Genomic DNA, 21628 nt, shown 5'->3' on the forward strand with positions numbered 1-21628 from the left:
TCACGCGACCAAGGCCGGTGAGTAATTTTTATGGATCGAGTGCTTGCATTTTTCTCTCGCGAGTCTGTCAATTGAAGGGGAAAACTGAGCCGATACCTGTACATTCTGCCAATCGGTGCGATTATCGCCCGCCTACCCCCGAGGCCTGGATTGAAGTGATGAACAAGCCTGACCTACCTTCGATTCCAGTGTTCAAGCTCTACGGTGAAAGCCTGGATTGGCCGACCCCGGACTTGCTGCACTGTGAAACCATTTCCAAACGCAGCCGCGAACATCAATGGGAAATCAAACCCCACCGTCACGCCGATTTGTGCCAGTTGCTCTTCGTATTCAAAGGTCAGGCAGAGCTTGAAATCGAAGGCAAACGTACACAACTGACCGAGCCGGCGATCCTGGTGTTGCCGCCGTTATCGGTACATGGCTATCGGTTTTCCGAGGACGTCGAAGGGTTTGTCGTGACCCTTGCCGCGCCGCTGGTTGCCCATCTTCAGGCGCAACTGGGCAACTCGGTGAACGCCCTGGCCCAGGCCGAAAGTTATCCGGCGGGCAAGGAAGGCGAATATCTCAACAGCCTGTTTTCAGCGCTGCAAGACGAATACACCGGTCACCAACCGGCTCGCGAAATGCTCATGCATTCGCTGGTCAGCGTGATCATGGTGTGGGTCAGTCGCCAGGTGATTTCCCGCCGCAACGCCAGCCAGCGTCCGCAGCGTGCCCGGGAATACCTCAACGGTTTTATCCAGCTTGTGGAAGAGACCTATCGCCAACACGTCAAAGTCGAGGACCTGGCTCATCGGCTGGGGATTTCCGTGTCACACCTCAACGGCACTTGCCGTGAGCTGGCGGGACAACCGGCGTTGCAGATCATGCACGAGCGTCAGTTGCTGGAGGCCAAGCGTTTGCTGACCTACACCAGCATGACCATTTATGAAATGTCCGACGTGTTGGGATTCTCTGATCCGACCAACTTCACGCGCCTGTTCCGACGTCGAGTGGGGATCTCGCCCAAGGCATTTCGCGACCGCTTGAAGGCCGATCAGGACAACGAGGCCTGATCCCCTTCGTTACTTGAGGGCGTTGAGGGTCGCGTTGTGGGGAATGCAGCGCTCGAAGTTACAGCTCGCGTATTCACGGGGCATTTGTCGCAACTGCTCAACGCGCCAGGCCGCGGTGCCATACAGCGCGAGCGTGGCTGCGCAGGTGATGAAAATCGCGAGGTATCTTCTTGTTTTGATGTTCATGGCGTTGACCTCTGAACGAATACCTTTCGGTATTACTTTCAGCATAGGTCAGGGCCAGTGAGTTGCCACCAAAGCGGCGTTTGCATGTAACCCGGTATTCAGAACACTAATGCATCCCTGTGGGAGCGAGCCTGCTCGCGAATGCGGTTAATCATTCAACAATGATGTTGACTGACCCGCCGCATTCGCGAGCAGGCTCGCTCCCACAAGGGGATTCGTTTACAGGCCGATATCCCACACCGGTTCTTCGGGAAACCTCAACACCAGAAAATCCAGCATGCTGCGCAACGCCGCCGGCATGTGTTTGCGTGAGGCATACACCGCGTAAACGTTCATCTGCCGGGGTTCAGCGTGGGGCAGCAGGCGGATCAGTTCGCCGCTGTGGATATGCACACCCGCCTGATAACTGGGGAGCATCGCCACCCCGGCGCCGGCCATCGCCGCGCGCAACAGCGTGCTGGCTTCATTGGCGCTGATGTTGCCCTGCACCGGCACTGACACCTGCTCACCGTCCTCCTCGAAATGCCAGAGGCTTTTGCCGAAGTAGGAGTGGGTCAGGCAATTGTGCTGGCTCAGATCCTCGACCCGCAGCGGCGTCGGGTGTTCGAGCAGATAAGCGGGGGAGGCGCAGATCACCGAGCGGCAGACGGTCAACCGCCGCGCGATCAGGTTCGGGTCCAGATCGTTGCTGGTGCGAATCGCCAGATCGATGCGCTCATCCACCAGATTCACCGTGCGGTCGAGCATCTGCATGTCGATGCTGACGCCAGGGTAACGTTTGACGTAAGCGGCCATGGCATCCGCCAATTGTGCCTGACCAAACGAAGTGCTGACGCTGATGCGCAACACGCCGCGCGGTGCCTCGTCCGGTTCGCTGACGGCGGCTTGCATGTCCGTGGACAGGTCGAGCATCTGCCGACAACGGGGCAGGATTTCACTGCCGGCAGCGGTCAGGCTCAACTTGCGCGTGGTGCGGTGCATCAAACGTGCGCCGACCCAATCCTCCAGCTCCGCCAGATAGCGCGAAACCACGGGCCGTGACAGGTCCAGGTGATCGGCGGCGGCCGACTGGCTGCCGAGGTCAACCACTGTGACGAACACCCGCATTGCTTGTAGACGATCCATGATTTGCCCGCTTTCAGAAACAAACTATGTTCCAGCATCGCATTTTTTGTACTGAGTCATGCAACTAAGCTCTGTCCCCTGTAGGAGCTGACGAGTGAAACGAGGCTGCGATCTGGTAAAGGCAAGATCAAAAGATCGCAGCCTCGTTTCACTCGACAGCTCCTACAGAACCATCGCCAAGCACGGCATTCGGACAACGGAGCAACAGATGATCGGTTTCACCACTCTCAAACGCGTTTTACTGACCAGCGCCGCTCTTGGCTTCGCGGCTCATGCGGCTGCATCGAGCCTGACCCTGGACGTCTACAACCCGGGCGATAAGGCGATTTTCCCGGTGACCTCGGTGTTGGTCAGCGGCGAGAAAGACGCGATTTTGGTGGATGCGCAATTTGGCAAATCCCAGGCCGAGCAAGTGGTCGAGAAGATCCGTGCCAGCGGCAAGCAACTGACCACGATCTACATCAGCCACGGTGACCCGGATTACTACTTCGGCCTCGATACCCTGACCGCCGCATTCCCCAACGCCAAAGTGCTCGCCTCGCAGCCGACCGTGGATCACATCCAGAAAACCGTCGACGGCAAACTGGCGTTCTGGGGGCCGAAAATGGGCGCTGACGTACCGGCCAAAACTATCGTGCCGCAGGTACTCAAAGGCGACAGCCTGATGCTCGAAGGGCAGAAGTTGCAGGTGGTGGGGTTGGACGGCAAGCAGCCGGATCGCACCTTTGTCTGGATTCCGTCGATCAAGGCCGTGGTCGGTGGCGTCGTCGTCGCAGAAAACATCCATGTGTGGATGGCTGACACCCAGACGCCGCAGTCCCACGCCGATTGGTTGACTACGCTGCATGCCATCGAAACCCTGAAACCGAAAACCATCGTGCCGGGTCATTACCTCGGTGAAAGCGCCCGCTCCCTGGCCGCCGTGCAGTTCACCGCCGATTACATCAAGGCGTTCGACGAAGAAACCGCCAAGGCAAAGGACGCTGCCGCGCTGATCGCTGCGATGAAAAAACGCTACCCGAAGCTGGGTGAAGAAAGCTCGCTTGAACTGAGCGCCAAAGTCGCCAAGGGCGAGATGAAGTGGGGTGAATGAGTTCTGTGGCGAGGGGATTTATCCCCGTTCGGCTGCGAAGCAGTCGTCAACGCTTGGGACTGCTGCGCAGTCCAACGGGGATAAATCCCCTCGCCACAGATAAATCCCTTCACCACAAAGTCCTTTCATCATCCAGATTTGTACTGACTCACCAAAATCCAACTGGAGAACGTCATGAGCAAAATCGCAATCATCGGTGCCACCGGTCGTGCCGGCAGCCAACTGCTGGAAGAAGCCCTGCGTCGTGGCCACAGCGTTACGGCTATCGCCCGCGACACTTCGAAGATCGGCCAGCGGGCCGGTGTGGTCAGCAGAAATGTGGATGCCCTCGACGCTGAAGCCTTGCAAGCGGCAGTCGCGGGCCATGACGTGGTGATCAGCGCTGCGCACTTCGCGACGCTTCCTGCCAGCGCTGTGATCGGGCCGGTGAAGAAGGCCGGGGTGAAACGTCTGCTGGTGGTGGGCGGTGCCGGTTCGCTGTTGCTGCCGGACGGAACCCGCGTCATCGACAGCGAGGGTTTTCCGCAGGCGTACAAGGCTGAGGCCAGTGCCGGTGCGCTGTTTCTGGAAAACCTGCGGCAGGAAAAAGAGCTGGACTGGACCTTTGTGTCGCCGTCGGCAGAGTTTGTCGAAGGTGAGCGCACCGGCACGTTTCGGATCGGCAAGGATGATTTGCCGGTGAGTAGCGAAGGGCGGAGCTGGATTACTTTTGCTGATTATGCGATTGCGATGATCGATGAAGTGGAAGCGCCGAAGCATCCTCGGCAGCGGTTTGCAGTCGGGTATTGATCCTTGTAACACCACAAATCTGTAGCAGCTGGCGAAGCCTGCGTTCGGCTGCGCAGCAGTCGTAAAACCATCCACCGCGGTGTGTCAGAAAAACTGTGGATACCGGTTTACGACTGCTGCGCAGCCGAACGCAGGCTTCGCCAGCTGCTACAGGGTTTCGACTCACCGCGCCTGAGCCTGCTCCACCAACCACCCCATCAACTCGCGCAATTTCGGCGAAGGTCCGGGTTTCTCCGGGAAAACCAGGTAATACGCCAATCCGGTCTTCACCTTCAATTCAAACGGCATGACCAGCCGCCCGGCACTTAAATCATCGCCAATCAACGACCAATCCCCGATCGCCACGCCTGTCCCCTGGGACGCCATCGACATCGCCAGGTCCAGCGTTTCGAAATGCTGGCCTTTGCCGACATTGCTCAAGCGAACATCCGCAGTGGCCAGCCAGGCCTTCCAGTCCCGTTCATCCCGGGTCGGGTGCAGCAGCATGTGCTGCTCCAGATCCTCCGGCGTCAGCAGCGGCACCGGACCTTCGAGCAACGGCTTGGAACAGACCGGCGTCAGCTGTTCATCAAACAGATGTTGAGACACCAATGAACTGTCCGGCGGTGCGCCGTACATCACCGCTGCATCGAACTGTTCGCGATGAAAATCCACGCCGTGTTTGACCGTGGTGGTCAATTCCACCGGCACATCCGGTCGCTCCCGTTGCCACTGCAACAGCCGCGGCAACAGCCAGCGCATGACACACGTCGGAGCCTTGAGTTGCAGGGTTTCGCGCTTCTCGCCGATCTGCTCCACGGCTTCGTCGATCAAGCCGAAAATCTGCTGGACCCGTGGCAGCCATTCCCGTCCTTCGGCGGTCAAGTCAAGGCCTCGGGCCTGGCGAATGAACAGTTCATAACCCAGATGTTCTTCCAGCCCGGCGATCTGCCGACTCACCGCACCTTGGGTGATGTAAAGCTGTTCAGCAGCACGAGTGAAGTTGCAGCACTGCGCGGTAATCAGAAAAGTGTGCAGCGCCGGCAGGGGAGGCAATCGTTTCATTGGGATCCAAGGTATGACGTGAGGACATGGCTAGTATGACTTTTTATCCATTGTTGCGGCTACGTGTCGCCCGTTCCAATGAGGCCATCCCTGGACCTGCCCACTCATCATAAACACTGCGCAGGTCCGGCGTCTCAAACGAACAAAAAGGGCAAAGACATGGCGACGTGCGGCGAAGTATTGGTCAAGTTACTCGAAGATTACGGGGTTGAGCAGGTGTTCGGCATTCCCGGGGTTCACACCGTGGAGCTGTATCGCGGGCTGGCCCGTTCGAGCATCAACCACGTCACTCCGCGTCACGAACAGGGCGCCGGTTTCATGGCCGACGGTTACGCTCGCACCAGCGGCAAACCGGGTGTGTGCTTCATCATCACCGGCCCTGGCATGACCAACATCACCACGGCCATGGGCCAGGCCTACGCCGACTCGATCCCGATGCTGGTGATTTCCAGCGTGCAATCGCGCAGCCAATTGGGCGGCGGTCGCGGCAAGCTGCACGAGCTGCCAAACCAGAGCGCATTGGTCGGTGGCGTTGCAGCGTTCTCCCACACCTTGATGTCGGCGGCGGAATTGCCGGGCGTCCTGGCGCGTGCCTTTGCTCTGTTCCAGGCCGGACGTCCGCGCCCGGTTCATATCGAAATTCCGTTGGACGTATTGGTCGAAGAAGCCGATGACCTGCTCGCCAGCGTACCGGTGAACATCGACCGCGCCGGCGCCTCGCCGAGCGCAATCAGCCGCATGACCGCGCTGCTGGCCGGTGCCAAGCGCCCACTGATTCTCGCCGGTGGCGGTGCCATCGATGCCGCCGCCGAGTTGACTGAACTGGCCGAACTGCTGGACGCCCCGGTGGCCCTGACCATCAATGCCAAAGGCATGCTTGAATCCAACCATCCGTTGCTGATCGGCTCGACCCAGAGCCTGATCGCGACTCGCGCTTTGGTGGCCGAGGCTGACGTGGTATTGGCGATCGGCACCGAACTGGCCGAAACCGATTACGACGTCACCTTCGCCGGCGGTTTCGAGATTCCTGGCGTGCTGCTGCGTGTGGACATCGACCCCGACCAGACCGTGCGCAACTACCCGCCGAAAGTCGCGTTGGTGGCCGACTCGCGCAACGCCGCCCAAGCCTTGCTGAGCGAACTGTCTCACCACTCGCTGGCCGAGCGCCGTAACGATTGGGGCCAGGTCCGTGCCGCACGCTTGCGCGACGAACTGGCCGCTACTTGGGACGCTCCGACCCTGGCCCAGACCCGCTTCCTGGAAACCGTCTTGCACGAACTGCCAAACGCAGTTTTCGTCGGCGATTCGACCCAACCGGTGTACACCGGCAACCTGACGTTCAACCCGGAACGCCCGCGTCGCTGGTTCAACTCGTCCACCGGTTACGGCACCCTCGGTTACGCCTTGCCGGCGGCGATCGGCGCTTGGCTCGGCGGTAGCGTCGAAGGGGGTGTCCGGCCTCCCGTGGTGTGCCTGATCGGCGACGGCGGCCTGCAATTTACCCTGCCGGAGCTGGCCAGCGCGGTTGAAGCGCACACCCCGGTGATCGTCCTGCTGTGGAATAACCAGGGCTACGAAGAGATCAAGAAATACATGGTCAACCGCGCCATCGAGCCGGTCGGTGTGGACATCTACACCCCGGACTTCATCGGCGTGGCCAAGGCGCTGGGCTGTGCCGCCGAAGCCGTCGACGGTGTCGAGCAACTGCGTACTGCCTTGCGTGCCGCCACCGATCGTCAGGGCCCGACCCTGATTGAAATCGATCAGACTTCGTGGATGAAGGCGGTGTCGAAATGACTTTCCGCATGACTTTCCCAACGGCACTCGACGGTCTGTTCATCGACGGTCAATGGTCGGCCGGCAACGAACATTTGCGCGTGATCAACCCGGCGACCGAAGCCTTGTTGACCACCGTGAACGGCGGCGATGAACGTGCTGTCGATCAAGCCGTCACTGCCGCGTCCAACGCCTTCAAGGATTGGTCGAAAACCACCGGCGCCGAGCGCGGCGCGATCCTGCGCAAAATTGCTGCGGGTGTGCAGGCCGGTCGCGAACAGCTGATGCATTTGCAGTCGAACAACAACGGCAAGCCGCTGTTTGAAGCCGCCATCGACGTCGACGACGTGATCGCCACCTTCGAGTATTACGCAGGTCTGGCCGAAGGGCTCGATGCCAAGCAAGACAGCAACGTGGAGCTGCCGAGCGATGACTTCAGCGCTCGTGTGCGCCGCGAACCGTGCGGTGTTGTCGGCCTGATCGTGCCGTGGAATTTCCCGATGGTCACCACCGCCTGGAAACTCGCCCCGGCCCTGGCCGCCGGTTGCTGCGTGGTGCTCAAGCCGTCCGAAGTGACACCGCTGCCGGAACTGGAACTGGCGGCGATCATCGCCGAGGCCGGTCTGCCCAAAGGCGTGTTCAACCTGGTCTGCGGCACGGGCTTGGCGGTCGGCGCGCCGTTGTCGGCTGACCCGCGCATCGCCAAGATTTCCTTCACCGGCAGCAACGCGGTCGGTGTGCAGGTCATGCAACGCGCAGCAGAAACCGTCAAAGGCGTGAGCCTGGAACTGGGCGGCAAATCCTCGCTGCTGGTGCTCAAAGATGCAGACATCGAACTGGCCGTGGAAGTGGCCTGTGGCGGTGGTTTTTTCAACGCCGGGCAGATGTGTTCCGCCACCAGCCGCGTGCTGGTCGCCGATGAACTGGCCGAAGAGTTCCTCAGCCGTTTGAAGGCCCGCGCTGAAGCCATTCGCGTGGCCGACCCGTTCGACCCGAACGTGGAAATGGGCGCACTGGTCAATCAGGCGCAATACCAGCGCGTGCTTGGCCATATCGATCGCGGTTTGAGTGCTGGCGCCAAGCTGATGTGCGGCGGTAATCGTCCGGCAGACCTGCCGCGCGGCTATTTTTTGCAGCCGACGATTTTCACCGACGTGCCCCCAGGCAGTGCGCTGTGGTGTGAAGAGATTTTCGGGCCGGTGATCTGCGTGCGCAGTTTTGCCTCCGAAGCCGAGGCGATTGCCCTGGCCAACGACAGCCAGTTCGGCCTGGTGGCCAGCGTGGTCACCCGCGACGCCGAAGCGGCAGATCGGGTCGCTAACGCCTTGCAGGCGGGGCTTGTGTGGATCAACGCGCCGCAGGTGATCTTCCCGCAGACCGCCTGGGGTGGCTACAAACAGAGCAGCATCGGCCGCGAATTGGGGCCGTGGGGTTTGCAGGCTTTTCAGGAAATCAAACACGTGATTCGAGCGGTCTGACGGCTCGAAAAGGGTCAGCGCATGCCTCGTGATGAGGCATGAGCTGGCGTCATGGCTTCAATGAGTTTTTATCGATAGTCAGGTGTTTTGCACGACCTCAGGATGAACCTGTCGGCTCAACTCAAGCCCTTTGAAACCGGGGGGTTGGTGCTGATCTGGGCGCGCGGATGCAACGGTTGCGACCCACCTCATACTTACAAAAACAAAGGGAGTCCTTCATGGGCGAGCATGATTTAAACAGACGTCAATTCATTAAAACCGTGGGCGTGGCGTCGGTAGCTGCGGCGGCCATTAGCATGCCCTTCATCCGGGCCAACGCCAGTGACACACGCTTCCAGGGCAAGACCCTGCGTTTGCTGACCTGGTCGGATGACACCGGTCTCGCCGCACTGCGCAACATCGCGGCAACCTTCGAAGACAAATACGGCTGCAAGGTCATCGCTGACCGCACCGGCAGTACCTCGGAAATGGTCGCCAAACTCAAGGCCGGCGGTGATCGTCCGCAGTACGACATCATCACCCTGGCAGGCGTCGGCGCCGAAGGTCTGGCCGCCGCCAACCTGCTGGAAAAACCCGACCTCAACCGCATCCCCAACCTGGTCGACGTACCGGAGAAATACCGCACCGGCGCCAATGGCCACGGCATCGGTTACCTGCTCTGGTGCAACAGCCTGGTTTACAGCACCCGCACGATCAAAGAGGCGCCGGACAGTTACGCCTCCCTGTGGGATCCCGAGTTGGCGCCGAACATCTTCCTGCCGCCGCCGAACTGGACCGAAGCGATGGACCTGATCATCATCGCCGCCAAACTGGCCGGTGGTGACGAACACAACATCGAGCCTGGCTTCAAGAAACTCGCCGAGCTCAAGGATCGTGTGGTGACCCTGGGTGAAAACCCGAACCAGATCGCCGAACTGTTCCGCACCGGTTCCCTGGACTTGGGCGGCTTGTACGCGCCGGCGTTTTTCCCGAAACAGATTCGCGATCCGGCCTACGGTCTGGGCGCCACTTTCGGCATGAAGGAAGGCTTCTACACCGACCTGATGCTGTCGGTGATGCCGAAGAATCGTCCGGGCGATACCGACCTGGCCTACGCCTTCATCAACCACTCTCTGGACCCACTGGTGCAGGGCAAGATGGCTGAAGACATCTACAACGGCCCGGTCAACGCCAAGGCGATCATCTCCGCCGAAGCGCGCAAGAGCCCGTACATCCTCACGCCGGAGCAGATTGCCGAGAAGGCGATCATGCACGACAACGCCTTCCTGGCCACCGTGCATGACCAATGGATTCGTCGTTACACGGAAATCTTTTCTTCCTGATCGAGTGGCGAACACAGGATCTTCAACCACTGAAGATCCCCTGTGGGAGCGAGCCTGCTCGCGAATGCGGACTGACATTCACTATTGATGTCGACTGATGGATCGCTTTCGCGAGCAGGCTCGCTCCCACAAGGGGCCAATGTGGTTTTAAGTCTTGTGTTTGTCAGCTGCTTTCCATTGACGAGACCCTTGCTATGGAACACCAACCTTTGACTCATCCGGTAAGCGCGGCTCCCGTGCGTGCCAACCGGGGTGTTTCGCCGACGACGCGTGCCTGGTTTTTTCTCTCGCCGTCGATGCTGTTTCTGGGCGTACTGATCGCCGCCAGCCTCCTGGTTCTGCGCATGAGCGTGGGTACCAAGGGCGCGGAATGGACCGGGTTCAGCCTGGCCAGTTACGCCCAATTGCTGGAACCGTATTACCTCAAATCCTTGCTGCTGACCCTGCGTCTGGCGCTGATCAGCGCGGTGATCGCGGTCGTGTTGGCGATCCCGGTGGCCTACACCATGTCGCGGCTGACCTCTCCCTTCGTGCGACGGATCTTCCTCGCCGCGGTGCTGTTGCCGTTGCTGGTCAACCTGTTGCTGCAAAGCTACGGCTGGCTGGTGATTCTCGGCCCGGGCGGGATGCTCAATCAGGCGCTGATGGGCCTGGGCCTGATCAAGCGCCCGATCATGTTGCTCTACAACCAGAACGGCGTACTGATGGGCCTGGTGCAAACCGCGTTCCCGTTGGCAGTGCTGCCGATTGCCAGCGCCATGCGCGGCGTCGCCCGTACTTATGAAGAAGCCGCTGCAACCCTGGGCGCCAGCCGTTTGCAGGTGTTCCGCCAGGTGGTGCTGCCGATGAGCATGCCGGGGATCATCACGGGCGCGACGTTGGTGTTCGCCTACAACGCCAGCAGCTTCGTGGTGCCTTTGCTGCTCGGTGGCCGTCGCGTGCCGATGCTGGCGGTGATGGTGCATGACCAGATCGCCCCGCTGATGAACTGGCCCGCCGCCTCCGCTGCCGGTGTGGTGTTGATTGTCACCACGCTCGCGATCATGACCTTGTCCGAATACATCACTGGCCGTCGTCGGCGCATGCTGGAGGCTTCCCAATGAGCACCCTGATCAAGAAACGTTATGGGCTGCTGCCCGGCGAGACCGGCAAGTTTGCCGGCATCCTGTCGGGCTTCATCCTGCTGCTGGCGGTGTTGCCGATCCTGACCATGATCGTGATGTCGTTCAGCGGTGCGTCGAACCTCGACTTCCCGCCGAGCAGCTACAGCCTGCAGTGGTACAAGGCTGCCTGGCACACCTTCGTGTCGCCGGATTCCAGCGATGTGCTGAGCCTCGGCAAGGCCATGACCACCAGCCTGATGGTGGCGTGCCTGACCATGGTGTTTGCAACGATCATTGCGGTGCCGGCCGCTTATGCCCTGACCCGTTGCGAGTTCCGCGGCAAAGCCGTGGCGCTGCAATTGATGTCGCTGCCGCTGGTGTTTCCGATGGTGGTGTTGGGCCTGGCGTTGCTGCTGGTGTTCGACAGCCTGCCGTTCCAGATGACCACCTCGCGGCTGGTGATTGCCCACGTGATCCTGGCGTTGCCGTTCGTGGTGAAAAACTGCACCGCCGCGATGCTCTCCATCGGCAGCGAAGTCGAAGAAGCCGCACAGATGCTTGGCGCTTCACCGACCCGGGCGATTATCGATGTGGTGGTGCCGCTGATGAAGTCGGGGATTCTGGCGGGGATGCTGCTGGCGTTCATCGTCTCGTTCAACGAATTCACCGTGACCTATTTCCTCTACACCATCGACGTCATGACCGTGCCGATCTGGATGTACAGCCGCACCGTGTCTTCGCTCGACCCAACCGTATTTTCGTTTGCCGTGCTGATCGTGCTGATCGACTTCGTCCTGATTTGGGCGTTGGAGAAGCTAGTCGGTGAAGGTGGCGTTTCGTTCTGATTCTTGAGGTGCAACATGACTGGTCTGATTCTGGAAAACGTCGAGAAACATTACGGCTCGGCCTGCGCGGTAAAGGATGTAAACCTGCATTTGCCTGAGGGCAAACTGGTGTGTTTTCTCGGCCCGTCGGGCTGCGGCAAAACCACGTTGCTGCGAATGATTGCAGGGCTCGAAACCCTGAGCGGCGGCGAGATTCGTCTGGACGGTGAAGACATCGGCCACACGCCTGCGCATCAACGTAATTTCGGCATGGTGTTTCAATCGCTGGCGCTGTTTCCGCACATGACGGTGGGGGAGAACATCGCCTATCCGCTGAAACTGCGTGGCGTCAGCAAGGCCGATCAGCAGGCGCGGGTGGTGGAGTTGCTGGAACTGATTCAGCTGCGGGAGATGATTGATCGTCCAGTGGCGAAGCTGTCTGGCGGTCAACGTCAGCGCGTGGCGATTGCCCGGGCGATTGCCAATCACCCGAAAATCCTGCTGCTCGACGAACCGCTTTCGGCGCTGGACGCCAAACTGCGTGAGTCGATGCAGGTGGAAATCCGTCAGCTGCAACAACGCTTGAACATCACCACCATCCTGGTGACCCACGACCAGCGTGAAGCCATGACCATGGCGGATATCGTCGTGGTATTGGGTGAACATCGCGTGCAGCAAGTGGGCACGCCGATTGAAATCTATCGTCACCCGGCCAATGAGTTTGTCGCGGACTTTATCGGCTCGGGCAACATTTTTCCGGCCACTGCGCTGGGCAACGGCAAGATTGGGTTGCCGGGTGGTGATGCGCTGGAAGTACCGATCTGCAGCAGCATCGTGGTGGGTGAGAAAGTGAAGATGCTGATTCGCCCTGAGGACCTGCAACTGTCGCATCCACAGGCGACGGCGGGTAACCGGTTGCTCGGTAAGGTGACGTTTGTGCGTGATATTGGCGCGACGATTGAGACGACCGTGGAGTGTTCCGGGGTGTCGTTTACGGCGTTGAGTACGCCGTGTCAGGGGTTTGGGTTGAGCATTGGCAATCCGGTGTCGGTGACGTTGCCGGCTGAGGCTTGCCGCGTACTTAGCGCCTGAGTTCCTGCCGTCAGATCCACCCCTCACCCCAGCCCTCTCCCCAAGGGGTAGAGGGGGCCGACTGAGGTGTTCTTTCGAGTGACATCGACTTGAAATATCGAGCCGAACTCAAGCTTTGAAAAGCATGAAGATCGGCTCCCTTTCCCCCTCTCCCCCGTGGGGAGAGGGCTGGGGTGAGGGGTGGCTCTTGAAACCACCTCAACACCTCAAACCGACAACCGCAACCGCGCCAAATCCCGCAACGGCGGCGCCCCGAACAACCGGCTGTACTCCCGGCTGAATTGCGAAGGGCTTTCATACCCGACCCGATACCCCGCCGCTGAAGCCTCCAACCCTTCCGCCAGCATCAACCGCCGCGCTTCTTGCAGGCGCAGTTGCTTCTGATACTGCAACGGACTCATCGCCGTCATCGCCTTGAACCGGTGATGCAACGTCGACACGCTCAGGTTCACTTCCTTCGCCAGATCATCGATGCGCAGCGGCTGTTCATAGTTGCCGTTGAGCCATTTGATCGCCTGACTGATGCGATGGCTTTGGCTGTTGGCGATCGCAATTTCATACAGCCGATGGCCCTGCTGGCTGCGCAACAGCCGATAAAGAATTTCCCGACGAATCAGCGGTGCGAGCATGGCGATGTCTTTCGGGGCGTCCAGCAATCGCGCCAGACGCAGCACGGCGTCGAGCATGGCCGTGTCGATCCGTTCGACATACAGGCCGCGGCCGGTAGGGCGGGTCGGTACACTCAAGGGGCCGGCGTCGGCAATCAACGCGGTGATTTCCGCCGGATCGATGTCCAGCCGTACCGAGAGGATCGGCTCTTCAGACGTGACATTCACCACCCGCCCGCTCAGCGGCATAGAGACCGACACCACCAGGTAATTCAGCGGATCGTAATTGAAGTATTCGTCGGCCAGCCTGACCTCTTTGCGACCCTGCGCCATGATGCACAACGCCGGTTGCGCCAACCCCGGGGCAAAGTCATGGGACTTACTGTGCCGTGCCATAAACAGCGAACCGACGGCCGTGGCATAAGTGCCATCTTCCGCCGTGTTACGGCGGATGATAGCGGCCAGTTCCGCGCGCTGTTTCTCCATGTCGGCGTCCAGCGGGGGTTGAAAATGATCGAGCGACGACATGTCGGGCATCCTCGTTGAAGCGTTGGTCATTCGGCGAGCATAAGTTTGTGCAAGACGAAGCGGTAGACACATCCTGCCTCAACCTTGCCTGATTCTGCACGGAGTGAATTGACGGCGCCTCTATGACAGGGCAACCCAAGGAAAACTTGCTTGAAAGCCGTGTTTCAGTCCTGTGACAGGATTTACACGTTTTTACAGGTGCGGGGTACAGCTTCGCAGGATTGTGCAACAAGCCGGCAGGAATCGACTAACGGCGCAGCACCCGGGCGCTTAACCTTGGATCCTGTCGCAGCCCGTCCCACGGCTGCCACTCGAGTACCTGGGAGGGTTAACCATGTCTACGCAGATCCCCGTCAGTCATATGGCCTTTGTCCGCGCCCGCGCCGGGCGTTCAGCGGAACTCGGCGCGCGCCTCAGCGCGTTGATCGAACCGTCTCGCAGCGCACCGGGTTGCTTGAGCTTCGCCCTGCAACATTCGCAGTGCGATCCCGAGTTGTGGCTGGTGTCCGGTTTCTGGATGAACCAGCAGGCCATGACCGCTTACTTCAGCACCCCGGCCATGCAGATTTTTGCCGAGTTGGTGCAAGACCTGGTGGTCAACAGCCTGGATTTTCATACCTTCAAGGACGTATCGGCCGCCCAGGCGCTGGGGCAGTCTCAGTCGTGGGTACACAAAATGGCGGGTTGAGGGTTTAATGGCTCAACTCTCAATCAGCCAGGATCCGCGACATGGCACGCAAAGCCTTTGAAACCTTCGAAGCCGTATCTGCCGTAGTACCCCGTGAAGGCGGTTATCACGCCGCAATCGCCACCAAAGCCATCGGTGGTTCGGGTGCACCGCGCTTTCATAAGCTGCTCGAAGAACAGACCTTCAAAACTGCCCATGAGGCCGATGAGGCCGCAGCCAAAGAACTGACCCGTCTCAGGGACGTCAGCGAAGACGGCGACCTGATCTGGTAATTACTTGACCGCCCTCGGGCGATACATCTTGAACAACGCCTCAGGCCCCAGCTGGAAATAATCCGCTGGCCCGCCGCCGCGCAGAATCGGTTCTGCCGCGGCGGTGTCGTACACCCCATCCTTCAATAGCCACTTGGCGATATGCACGGCGACCACTTCGCCGAGAATCAGCCAGCTCGGCACCACGTTCCCATCGGCCCGCTGCAACTGAATGATCTGCGTGACCTTGCACTCGAAGGACACCGGGCTTTCGGCAACGCGCGGCACCTGAATGATTTTCGACGCGACCGGCGTCAGCCCGGACAGTTCGAATTCGTTGGTGTCGGGTGGGACCATGGCAGAACACTGGTTCATCTGCTCGGCCAACGGACGGGTCGCCAGGTTCCAGGCGAATTCGCCGGTTTGCTCGATGTTATTCAGGCTGTCTTTGCGCCCGACACTGGAAAAACCAATGATCGGCGGAATGTAGTTGAAGGCGTTGAAGAAACTGTAAGGCGCCAGGTTCAGGCGACCATTCGCATCCTGAGAAGAAATCCAGCCAATGGGGCGCGGGCCGACGATGGCGTTGAACGGATCATGCGGCAGGCCGTGGCCGTTGGCGGGTTCGTAGAAGTGGATGTCGTCGGGCATGAGGTGGATTCCAGGAGCTCTTGGGAGACGGCCATGGTGCAAGGACGAGCCGATAATTTCCAGCAGTGAGATTCCAATGTGGGAGCGAGCCTGCTCCGGGCTGCGTTCCGACGATGGCGGAGTATCAGTCGACATCAATGTTGAATGTCAGTCCGCAATCGCGAGCAGGCTCGCTCCCACAGGGTTATCAGTCGACTCTGGAATTTGTGGTCCTCCAGAAACAACTACGCCCAGCCGAAGCGAATCTGTGGAGCGCATTAACCGCTGATTAATTCGGACTTTTGCCGATGTGACAGTTTTTTCATACAGCACTTACCTATTTTTCACCGCCCCCTCTTCAGTCTGCGCAACGGCCAAAAGTCTTCAAACGGCCGCCATGAACACTGGAGATTTACCCTCGATGAACAAACTTCCTCAAATCACCCTGGCGTTCTGGGTGATGAAAATCTGCGCGACAACCCTGGGGGAAACCGCGGGGGATTTGCTGTCGATGACCCTCAACGTCGGTTACGCCATCAGCTCGCTGATTTTGATCAGCGTGTTCGTACTGACGCTGATCACGCAGTTGATCTCCAAAACCTACAAGCCGGTGCTGTACTGGATCGTGATTTTGTCGACCAGCACGGCCGGCACCACCATGTCTGATTTCATGGACCGCACCCTTGGGTTGGGCTATGCCACGGGCTCGATGATCCTGATTGCGATTTTGATAGGGATTTTTGCTGCCTGGCGCTTGAGCGGCGATTCGCTGAACGTCACCAAGGTCCAGACCTTTCGCGGCGAGATGTTCTATTGGATGGCGATACTGTTTTCCAACACCCTGGGCACTGCGCTTGGCGACTACCTGGCCGATGACTCGGGCCTCGGTTTTGCGGGTGGCGCACTGCTGATCGGTTCGACCATTGCGGTGGTGGTGTTGCTCAAATACTTCACGAAGATTTCGTCGGTGCTGCTGTTCTGGGTGGCGTTTGTGCTGACGCGGCCGTTCGGCGCGACGCTGGGCGACTTCCTGACCAAGCCCCATGAAAAGGGTGGGCTGGATTTCGGCACCATTGGTTCGTCGTTGGTGTTGGCGGGGATTTTGGTGGTGTTGATTGCGGGGGCTTCTTACGTGCAAAACAAGTTCACGAAACCGGCGGTTTCCGAGTTGACTTGATACCGAGGTGCGGCCATCGCGAGCAGGCTCGCTCCCACACTGACCGAGTTCTTTCATGAGAATGCGGTCAAATGTGGGAGTGAGCCTGCTCGCGATGGGGCCATCACAGCCACCATCAATGTAACTGTCAGTCCGTCTCGATCCGCGAATGCTTGCGGGTGTCTTTCATGGTCACGTAGACCAGCAACGACACGGCAATACACGCGGTGACATACCAGTAGTAACCGGTTTCCATGCCGATGCTCTTGAACCACAGTGCGATGTATTCAGCGGTGCCGCCGAAGATCGACACGGTCAGCGCGTACGGCAGGCCGACGCCCAGTGCGCGGATTTCGGTCGGGAACAGTTCGGCTTTTACCACCGCGTTAATCGAGGTGTAGCCGCTGACGATGATCAGCGCCGCCATGATCAGGAAGAACGCGCCCCACCAGGTTTGCACGGTGTGCAGGGTGGTCAGGATCGGTACGGTGAACAGCGTCCCGAGAATACCGAAGGCAATCAGGATTGGCCGGCGACCGACTTTATCCGAGAGCCCGCCAACAAGCGGTTGCAAGCACATGAACAGGAACAGCGTGGCGGCGGAAATGGTGGTGGAGTCGGAGATGCTCATACCGACGGTGTTCACCAGGTATTTCTGCATGTACGTGGTGTAGGTGTAGAACGCCAGGGTGCCCCCCATGGTCAGGCCGACCACGGTCATCAGTTCCTTCGGATGGCGCATCAAGGTGCGCATCGCGCTTTCCTTAGCCTTCTCTTTCTTGGTGAACGACTCGGTTTCTTCCATGCCACGACGCAGGTAGAGCGCGACCACCGCACACAACGCACCGATGGCGAACGGGATGCGCCAGCCCCAGGCGTACAGCTCTTCAGTGGTCAGGGTCTGTTGCAGCACGATCAGCACGGCCAACGCGATGAGCTGACCGGAGATCAGGGTCACGTACTGGAAGCTGGAGTAGAAACCGCGACGTTCCTTGGTCGCCATCTCGCTGAGGTAAGTCGCCGAGGTGCCGTACTCACCCCCGACCGACAAACCTTGCAGCAGGCGCGCGAACACCAGCAGGATCGGCGCGCCGATGCCGATGGTTTCATAACCCGGGCTCAGGGCGATCAGCAGCGAGCCGAAGCACATCAGGTAGACCGAGGCCATCAACGCACGTTTGCGACCGGCCTTGTCAGCGTAGAGGCCCATCAGCCAGCCACCGATCGGGCGCATCAGGAAGCCCACGGCGAAGATCGCAGCGGTGTTCAGCAGTTGTGCGGTGGTGTCGCCTTTGGGGAAAAAGGCTTTGGCGAAGTACAGGGAGAAGGCGGCGTAGACGTACCAGTCGTACCACTCGACCATGTTGCCGACTGAGCCGCTGAAGATCGATTTGATGCGACTGGCAGTGGTTCTTTCTTTGGCAGGCGAAGCTGCCGACCCAAGAGGCAGGGTTTGTGAGTTATCCATGACGGATCCTTCATTTAATTGTTTTTGTGGAGCGCGTTGAAACGCAGCCTGCTTGGGCTATAGCAGGAGCTGTGCCAAAGAGAGGAGGGCCGGTTTAGAGGGGGTTTGAAACTTGAGTGAGCGGAAATCCGCTTATTTTTGAGGGGGTGTGAGCGGAAAATCGCTTATTGGTCATGAGATGTGTTGTCTGTGCCGGCCCCTTCGCGAGCAGGCTCGCTCCCACAGTAGATGGGTGTACGCCGGTCCATTGTGGGAGCGAGCCTGCTCGCGAAGGGGCCACTCCAGGCACTACAAAACTCAACTGTCTTGCAGGAACATCTCGCGGGTCAGGCTATGCCGCTGCATCTTTTCATTGAACGTCCGGCGCGGCAGCTGCAGCTCTTCAAGCACCGCTTTCACATCGCCCTTATGCCGGGTCAACGCCGCGCGCAAACAATGCGCTTCAAACGCTTCCTGCTGCGCCGCCAGCGACTGCCCAGGATCAATCCCCACCGGTTCCGGCTCGCCCAGCCCCAACACTTGCCGCTCAGCAACGTTTGCCAATTCGCGCACGTTGCCCGGCCAGTCGTGGCTCAGCAGGTGGCTCAACTGCGGGCCGCTCAGGGGTGGAAAAGTGCGCCCCAGACGCTCGGCAGCATTCTGCGCAAACGACTCGAACAACAACGGAATGTCTTCACGCCGCTCGCGCAACGGCGGCAGCCGCAACTCGGCCACGTTCAATCGATAGGCCAGATCCTCGCGAAAACGTCCAGCCCGGGCTTCATCCAGCAAGTCGGGTTTTGTCGCGGCGATGATCCGCAAATCAACGCGAATGCTTTGATTGGAACCCAACCGCTCCAGCTTCTGCTCCTGCAACACCCGCAGCAATTTCACTTGTTGGGCCAATGGCATGCTTTCGATTTCATCGAGAAACAAGGTGCCTCCATCGGCATATTCGAGCTTGCCGATGCGTTTGCCTGAAGCGCCGGTGAACGCGCCGCTCTCGTGACCGAACAATTCGGCCTCGAACAACTGCTCGGGAATCGCCGCACAGTTCAACGCCACAAACGGTTTGTCGGCACGCGGACCAAAGTCGTGCAGGCAACGGGCAACCAACTCTTTGCCGCTGCCGGTTTCACCGCGAATCAACACATTGACCGGCAGCGTTGCCAGGTCCAGCACTTGCCGACGCAGCGTCTGCAAACCACGGGACACGCCCAGCAGCGTCGTATCGAGTTTGGCGCGGTTGTCCGCCTGCTCGTGCAGGGCGCGGTTTTCCAGCACCAACCGCCGCTTGTCCAGCGCGCGGCGCAGACTGCCGAGCAGGGTTTCGGGGCTGAAGGGTTTTTCAAGGAAGTCGTAGGCGCCATCGCGCATCGCTTCGACCGCCATCGGCACATCGCCGTGGCCAGTCAGCAGAATCACCGGCAAGTCGGCATCGCGCCGTTGAACCTCCGCCAGCAGTTCCAGGCCGGTCATGCCAGGCATGCGCACGTCGCTGAGGATCACCCCGGGGAAATGCTTCGGCAACTGCGCCAGGCACTCATCGGCGCGGCTGAACAACTGCACCTCGAACCCCGACAGGCTCAGCCATTGTTCGACGGCACTGCGAATACTGCTTTCGTCGTCGACCACCATCACTGAATTCAGCATGAGCCAGGCGCCTCCAGGTCGATGGGCAGGGTCACGGTGAACACCGCGCCGTTTGCATGATTGTCGGCGCTCAGGCGTCCGCCCGATTCGTGAACGATGGCAAAGGATACGGCCAGCCCGAGGCCCAGGCCATCACCCACCGGTTTGGTGGTGAAGAACGGATCGAACACGTTGGCCAAGTGCTCTTCGGCAATGCCGCCACCGTTGTCGGCGACCGTCAGGCGCCAGAGTTGTTCGTCGGCTTCGAGACGGATTTCCAGGCGTTTGCAGGGTTTGTCCTGCATGGCGTCCAAGGCATTGCGCAGCAAGTTGATCAGCACCTGTTCCAGGCGAATCGCATCGCCACGCACCCAGGCCGGACGTGTCAGGTGCAGCACCGTACTGACCTGTTCATCGCGCAACCTTGTGTCGAGCAGCTGCAACGATTGGTCCACCACCGACGCCAAATCCAGCCGTTCGCGTAGGCCGCTGGGGCTTTTGCGGGCGAAGGTTTTCAGGTGACCGGTCAGGGCAGCCATGCGCGTGAGCATGTCATCCACCGGTTTGAGCGCCTTGTAGGCATCGTCGACCCGACCGTGATCGAGCAGCAGGCGCAAGGTCGCCAGTTGCATGCGCTGGGCGGTCAGGGGCTGGTTGATTTCATGGGCCAGTGCGGCGGACATCTGGCCGAGCGCGGCGAGTTTGGCCGATTGCACCAGACCGTCCTGAGCGGTGCGCAGGTCGCGGGTGCGCTCTTCCACCAGTTGTTCGAGCTCTTCGCGGCTGCGCTGGCGCAGTTTGGCCAGACGCCAGCGCTGATTGAGGAACAGCAACAGAAACACCAGCGCCAGCCACAACCCGGCAGCGGCGAGCGCGGCGTTGCGGCTGTCTTCGAACGCGACTTGCGGGCGGCGCAGCAGGTGCAGCGTCCAGCCTTCCGTGCTCAGCGGCAGCGATTCCCACAGGTAATTCGCCGTGCCGTCGGGGCCTACGACGCGCGTCAGATCGCTGTTGTCGTCAAAGCGCTGCAGCGATTGATAATCCAGCGGTGTCAGCGGTTGTTTGTCGTATTGGCGGGTGGTCTTGAGCTCGGCGTGATCGCTGTCGTTCAACGGTTTCAACAGGCGATAACGCCAGCCCGGCTGATTGGCGATGAAGATAATCCCGCGTGCATCACTGACCAGCAGCGTGTCGCTGCCCTGACGCCACTCGCGCTCCAGTTCCGGAAACTCGAGTTTCACCACCATGGCGCCGAGGAACTGACCGTCGTCATCGGTGACCGCGCTGGACAGGAAGTAACCGGGAATGCCACTGGTCACACCCACCGCGTAAAAACGCCCGGTGCCCTGGGTACGGGTCTGGCTGAAGTAGGGGCGAAAGCCATAGTTGTGGCCGACGTAACTGCTGGGCAAACGCCAATTGCTGGCGGCTACGGCCAGACCGGTGTGATCCAGCAGTTCGAGGGTCGAGGATTGCGCCGCGCCATTGATCTTTTCCAGTTTGCGGTTCAGTGCGTCCTGCTGTTCAGCGGATACCGAGCCCTTGAGGGCTGCGCGCAACTCCGGGTCCAGCGCCAGCACGGCGGGCAGGGCGCGGTAGCGATCGATCAGGGTGTGCAGGGAATTGGCGTACAACGCCAATTGCTGATTGGCGCGGGCGGCGTCTTCGACCAGCGCCTGGCGTTCGGCGTGACGCATGGCCAAGCCGGCGGCAAAGATGGCGCCCGCGATGATCAGCAAGGTGTAGAGCGTCAGTCTCAAGGCGCGAGAGGTTACAAACATGCTTTTGGCAAATATAGGTA

Annotated in this window: 20 protein-coding genes; 12 read left to right on the top strand and 8 right to left on the bottom strand. The window is 59.9% G+C overall.

All coding sequences use genetic code 11. From position 1 onward, the window contains the following. Window positions 1-158: 158 nt before the first annotated feature. Window positions 159-1055, top strand: coding sequence for a helix-turn-helix domain-containing protein (locus ACYZTW_RS06870; protein WP_415766673.1), 897 nt, complete (start codon window positions 159-161; stop codon window positions 1053-1055). Between the two features lie 9 nt (window positions 1056-1064). On the opposite strand, the gene ACYZTW_RS06875 is transcribed toward ACYZTW_RS06870, so the two are convergent. Further along, window positions 1065-1241: a hypothetical protein gene (locus tag ACYZTW_RS06875; protein WP_283189005.1), complete on the bottom strand. Its 177-nt coding sequence runs from the start codon at window positions 1239-1241 to the stop codon at window positions 1065-1067. Between the two features lie 219 nt (window positions 1242-1460). Next, window positions 1461-2366: a LysR family transcriptional regulator gene (locus ACYZTW_RS06880; protein ID WP_462004261.1), complete on the bottom strand. Its 906-nt coding sequence runs from the start codon at window positions 2364-2366 to the stop codon at window positions 1461-1463. A 208-nt stretch (window positions 2367-2574) separates the two neighbouring features. Between ACYZTW_RS06880 and ACYZTW_RS06885 the strand changes: the two genes are divergently transcribed. After that, window positions 2575-3459, top strand: coding sequence for an MBL fold metallo-hydrolase (locus ACYZTW_RS06885; protein ID WP_462004262.1), 885 nt, complete (start codon window positions 2575-2577; stop codon window positions 3457-3459). Between the two features lie 174 nt (window positions 3460-3633). Next, complete coding sequence (locus tag ACYZTW_RS06890) at window positions 3634-4248, top strand: NAD(P)-dependent oxidoreductase (protein WP_462004263.1); 615 nt, start codon at window positions 3634-3636, stop codon at window positions 4246-4248. A 162-nt stretch (window positions 4249-4410) separates the two neighbouring features. Here the strand turns inward: ACYZTW_RS06890 and ACYZTW_RS06895 are convergent, their stop codons facing one another. Continuing rightward, window positions 4411-5292, bottom strand: coding sequence for a LysR substrate-binding domain-containing protein (locus ACYZTW_RS06895; RefSeq protein WP_462004264.1), 882 nt, complete (start codon window positions 5290-5292; stop codon window positions 4411-4413). Between the two features lie 159 nt (window positions 5293-5451). Between ACYZTW_RS06895 and ACYZTW_RS06900 the strand changes: the two genes are divergently transcribed. The 6 genes from ACYZTW_RS06900 (at window position 5452) to ACYZTW_RS06925 (ending at window position 12887) form a co-directional block, all read left to right on the top strand. Then, on the top strand, window positions 5452-7089 hold the full coding sequence (locus ACYZTW_RS06900) for a 5-guanidino-2-oxopentanoate decarboxylase (RefSeq protein ID WP_462004265.1): 1638 nt from the start codon (window positions 5452-5454) through the stop codon (window positions 7087-7089). A gap of 8 nt (window positions 7090-7097) precedes the next feature. Further along, window positions 7098-8546 carry an aldehyde dehydrogenase family protein gene (locus tag ACYZTW_RS06905; RefSeq protein WP_462004266.1) on the top strand — a complete coding sequence of 483 codons (1449 nt, stop codon included), beginning with the start codon at window positions 7098-7100 and terminating at the stop codon, window positions 8544-8546. 218 nt (window positions 8547-8764) lie between these two features. Beyond that, on the top strand, window positions 8765-9868 hold the full coding sequence (locus ACYZTW_RS06910; protein WP_462004267.1) for an ABC transporter substrate-binding protein: 1104 nt from the start codon (window positions 8765-8767) through the stop codon (window positions 9866-9868). Between the two features lie 194 nt (window positions 9869-10062). After that, window positions 10063-10971 (top strand): ABC transporter permease, encoded by a 909-nt coding sequence (locus ACYZTW_RS06915; RefSeq protein ID WP_150798174.1) that lies wholly within the window; start codon window positions 10063-10065, stop codon window positions 10969-10971. After that, the gene (locus tag ACYZTW_RS06920) at window positions 10968-11816 is read left to right on the top strand and encodes an ABC transporter permease (protein ID WP_462004268.1); all 849 of its coding nucleotides are present in this window, start codon (window positions 10968-10970) and stop codon (window positions 11814-11816) included. Before ACYZTW_RS06915 ends, ACYZTW_RS06920 begins: the two co-directional genes overlap by 4 nt. Window positions 11817-11831: 15 nt before the next feature. After that, on the top strand, window positions 11832-12887 hold the full coding sequence (locus ACYZTW_RS06925; RefSeq protein ID WP_462004269.1) for an ABC transporter ATP-binding protein: 1056 nt from the start codon (window positions 11832-11834) through the stop codon (window positions 12885-12887). Window positions 12888-13093: 206 nt separating this feature from the next. Here the strand turns inward: ACYZTW_RS06925 and ACYZTW_RS06930 are convergent, their stop codons facing one another. Beyond that, complete coding sequence (locus ACYZTW_RS06930; protein ID WP_462004270.1) at window positions 13094-14023, bottom strand: AraC family transcriptional regulator; 930 nt, start codon at window positions 14021-14023, stop codon at window positions 13094-13096. A 334-nt stretch (window positions 14024-14357) separates the two neighbouring features. Between ACYZTW_RS06930 and ACYZTW_RS06935 the strand changes: the two genes are divergently transcribed. Further along, window positions 14358-14711 carry a putative quinol monooxygenase gene (locus ACYZTW_RS06935; RefSeq protein WP_283181489.1) on the top strand — a complete coding sequence of 118 codons (354 nt, stop codon included), beginning with the start codon at window positions 14358-14360 and terminating at the stop codon, window positions 14709-14711. A gap of 41 nt (window positions 14712-14752) precedes the next feature. Continuing rightward, complete coding sequence (locus ACYZTW_RS06940; RefSeq protein ID WP_008156042.1) at window positions 14753-14983, top strand: hypothetical protein; 231 nt, start codon at window positions 14753-14755, stop codon at window positions 14981-14983. Here the strand turns inward: ACYZTW_RS06940 and ACYZTW_RS06945 are convergent, their stop codons facing one another. Beyond that, a complete protein-coding gene (locus tag ACYZTW_RS06945) occupies window positions 14984-15613 on the bottom strand; it encodes a flavin reductase family protein (protein WP_462004271.1) in 630 nt (209 codons plus the stop codon). A gap of 400 nt (window positions 15614-16013) precedes the next feature. Here ACYZTW_RS06945 and ACYZTW_RS06950 point away from each other — a divergent pair, with 400 nt between their 5' ends. Beyond that, window positions 16014-16769, top strand: a complete 756-nt coding sequence (locus ACYZTW_RS06950; RefSeq protein ID WP_462004272.1) for a COG4705 family protein — start codon at window positions 16014-16016, stop codon at window positions 16767-16769. Window positions 16770-16896: 127 nt separating this feature from the next. Here ACYZTW_RS06950 and ACYZTW_RS06955 read toward each other — a convergent pair whose 3' ends face one another. From ACYZTW_RS06955 to ACYZTW_RS06965, 3 genes are all read right to left on the bottom strand, one after another. After that, window positions 16897-18216, bottom strand: a complete 1320-nt coding sequence (locus ACYZTW_RS06955) for an MFS transporter (RefSeq protein ID WP_462004273.1) — start codon at window positions 18214-18216, stop codon at window positions 16897-16899. 297 nt (window positions 18217-18513) lie between these two features. Continuing rightward, complete coding sequence (locus tag ACYZTW_RS06960) at window positions 18514-19848, bottom strand: sigma-54-dependent transcriptional regulator (protein WP_462004274.1); 1335 nt, start codon at window positions 19846-19848, stop codon at window positions 18514-18516. Further along, the gene (locus tag ACYZTW_RS06965) at window positions 19842-21608 is read right to left on the bottom strand and encodes a sensor histidine kinase (RefSeq protein WP_462004275.1); all 1767 of its coding nucleotides are present in this window, start codon (window positions 21606-21608) and stop codon (window positions 19842-19844) included. Before ACYZTW_RS06965 ends, ACYZTW_RS06960 begins: the two co-directional genes overlap by 7 nt. Window positions 21609-21628: the final 20 nt, after the last annotated feature.

The sequence above is a fragment of the Pseudomonas sp. LB3P25 genome, from assembly GCF_054897985.1.

What these genes read in the sequence shown, in the direction of transcription:
- ACYZTW_RS06900 (WP_462004265.1), top strand. Translation starts at nt 5,452, where the DNA reads ATGGCGACGTGCGGCGAAGTATTGGTCAAGTTACTCGAAGATTACGGG.
- ACYZTW_RS06905 (WP_462004266.1), top strand. Translation starts at nt 7,098, where the DNA reads ATGACTTTCCCAACGGCACTCGACGGTCTGTTCATCGACGGTCAATGG.
- ACYZTW_RS06930 (WP_462004270.1), bottom strand. Translation starts at nt 14,023, where the DNA reads ATGTCGTCGCTCGATCATTTTCAACCCCCGCTGGACGCCGACATGGAG.
- ACYZTW_RS06875 (WP_283189005.1), bottom strand. Translation starts at nt 1,241, where the DNA reads ATGAACATCAAAACAAGAAGATACCTCGCGATTTTCATCACCTGCGCA.
- ACYZTW_RS06915 (WP_150798174.1), top strand. Translation starts at nt 10,063, where the DNA reads ATGGAACACCAACCTTTGACTCATCCGGTAAGCGCGGCTCCCGTGCGT.
- ACYZTW_RS06895 (WP_462004264.1), bottom strand. Translation starts at nt 5,292, where the DNA reads ATGAAACGATTGCCTCCCCTGCCGGCGCTGCACACTTTTCTGATTACC.
- ACYZTW_RS06910 (WP_462004267.1), top strand. Translation starts at nt 8,765, where the DNA reads ATGGGCGAGCATGATTTAAACAGACGTCAATTCATTAAAACCGTGGGC.
- ACYZTW_RS06920 (WP_462004268.1), top strand. Translation starts at nt 10,968, where the DNA reads ATGAGCACCCTGATCAAGAAACGTTATGGGCTGCTGCCCGGCGAGACC.
- ACYZTW_RS06940 (WP_008156042.1), top strand. Translation starts at nt 14,753, where the DNA reads ATGGCACGCAAAGCCTTTGAAACCTTCGAAGCCGTATCTGCCGTAGTA.
- ACYZTW_RS06945 (WP_462004271.1), bottom strand. Translation starts at nt 15,613, where the DNA reads ATGCCCGACGACATCCACTTCTACGAACCCGCCAACGGCCACGGCCTG.
- ACYZTW_RS06935 (WP_283181489.1), top strand. Translation starts at nt 14,358, where the DNA reads ATGTCTACGCAGATCCCCGTCAGTCATATGGCCTTTGTCCGCGCCCGC.
- ACYZTW_RS06965 (WP_462004275.1), bottom strand. Translation starts at nt 21,608, where the DNA reads ATGTTTGTAACCTCTCGCGCCTTGAGACTGACGCTCTACACCTTGCTG.
- ACYZTW_RS06960 (WP_462004274.1), bottom strand. Translation starts at nt 19,848, where the DNA reads ATGCTGAATTCAGTGATGGTGGTCGACGACGAAAGCAGTATTCGCAGT.
- ACYZTW_RS06870 (WP_415766673.1), top strand. Translation starts at nt 159, where the DNA reads ATGAACAAGCCTGACCTACCTTCGATTCCAGTGTTCAAGCTCTACGGT.
- ACYZTW_RS06950 (WP_462004272.1), top strand. Translation starts at nt 16,014, where the DNA reads ATGAACAAACTTCCTCAAATCACCCTGGCGTTCTGGGTGATGAAAATC.
- ACYZTW_RS06880 (WP_462004261.1), bottom strand. Translation starts at nt 2,366, where the DNA reads ATGGATCGTCTACAAGCAATGCGGGTGTTCGTCACAGTGGTTGACCTC.
- ACYZTW_RS06885 (WP_462004262.1), top strand. Translation starts at nt 2,575, where the DNA reads ATGATCGGTTTCACCACTCTCAAACGCGTTTTACTGACCAGCGCCGCT.
- ACYZTW_RS06925 (WP_462004269.1), top strand. Translation starts at nt 11,832, where the DNA reads ATGACTGGTCTGATTCTGGAAAACGTCGAGAAACATTACGGCTCGGCC.
- ACYZTW_RS06955 (WP_462004273.1), bottom strand. Translation starts at nt 18,216, where the DNA reads ATGGATAACTCACAAACCCTGCCTCTTGGGTCGGCAGCTTCGCCTGCC.
- ACYZTW_RS06890 (WP_462004263.1), top strand. Translation starts at nt 3,634, where the DNA reads ATGAGCAAAATCGCAATCATCGGTGCCACCGGTCGTGCCGGCAGCCAA.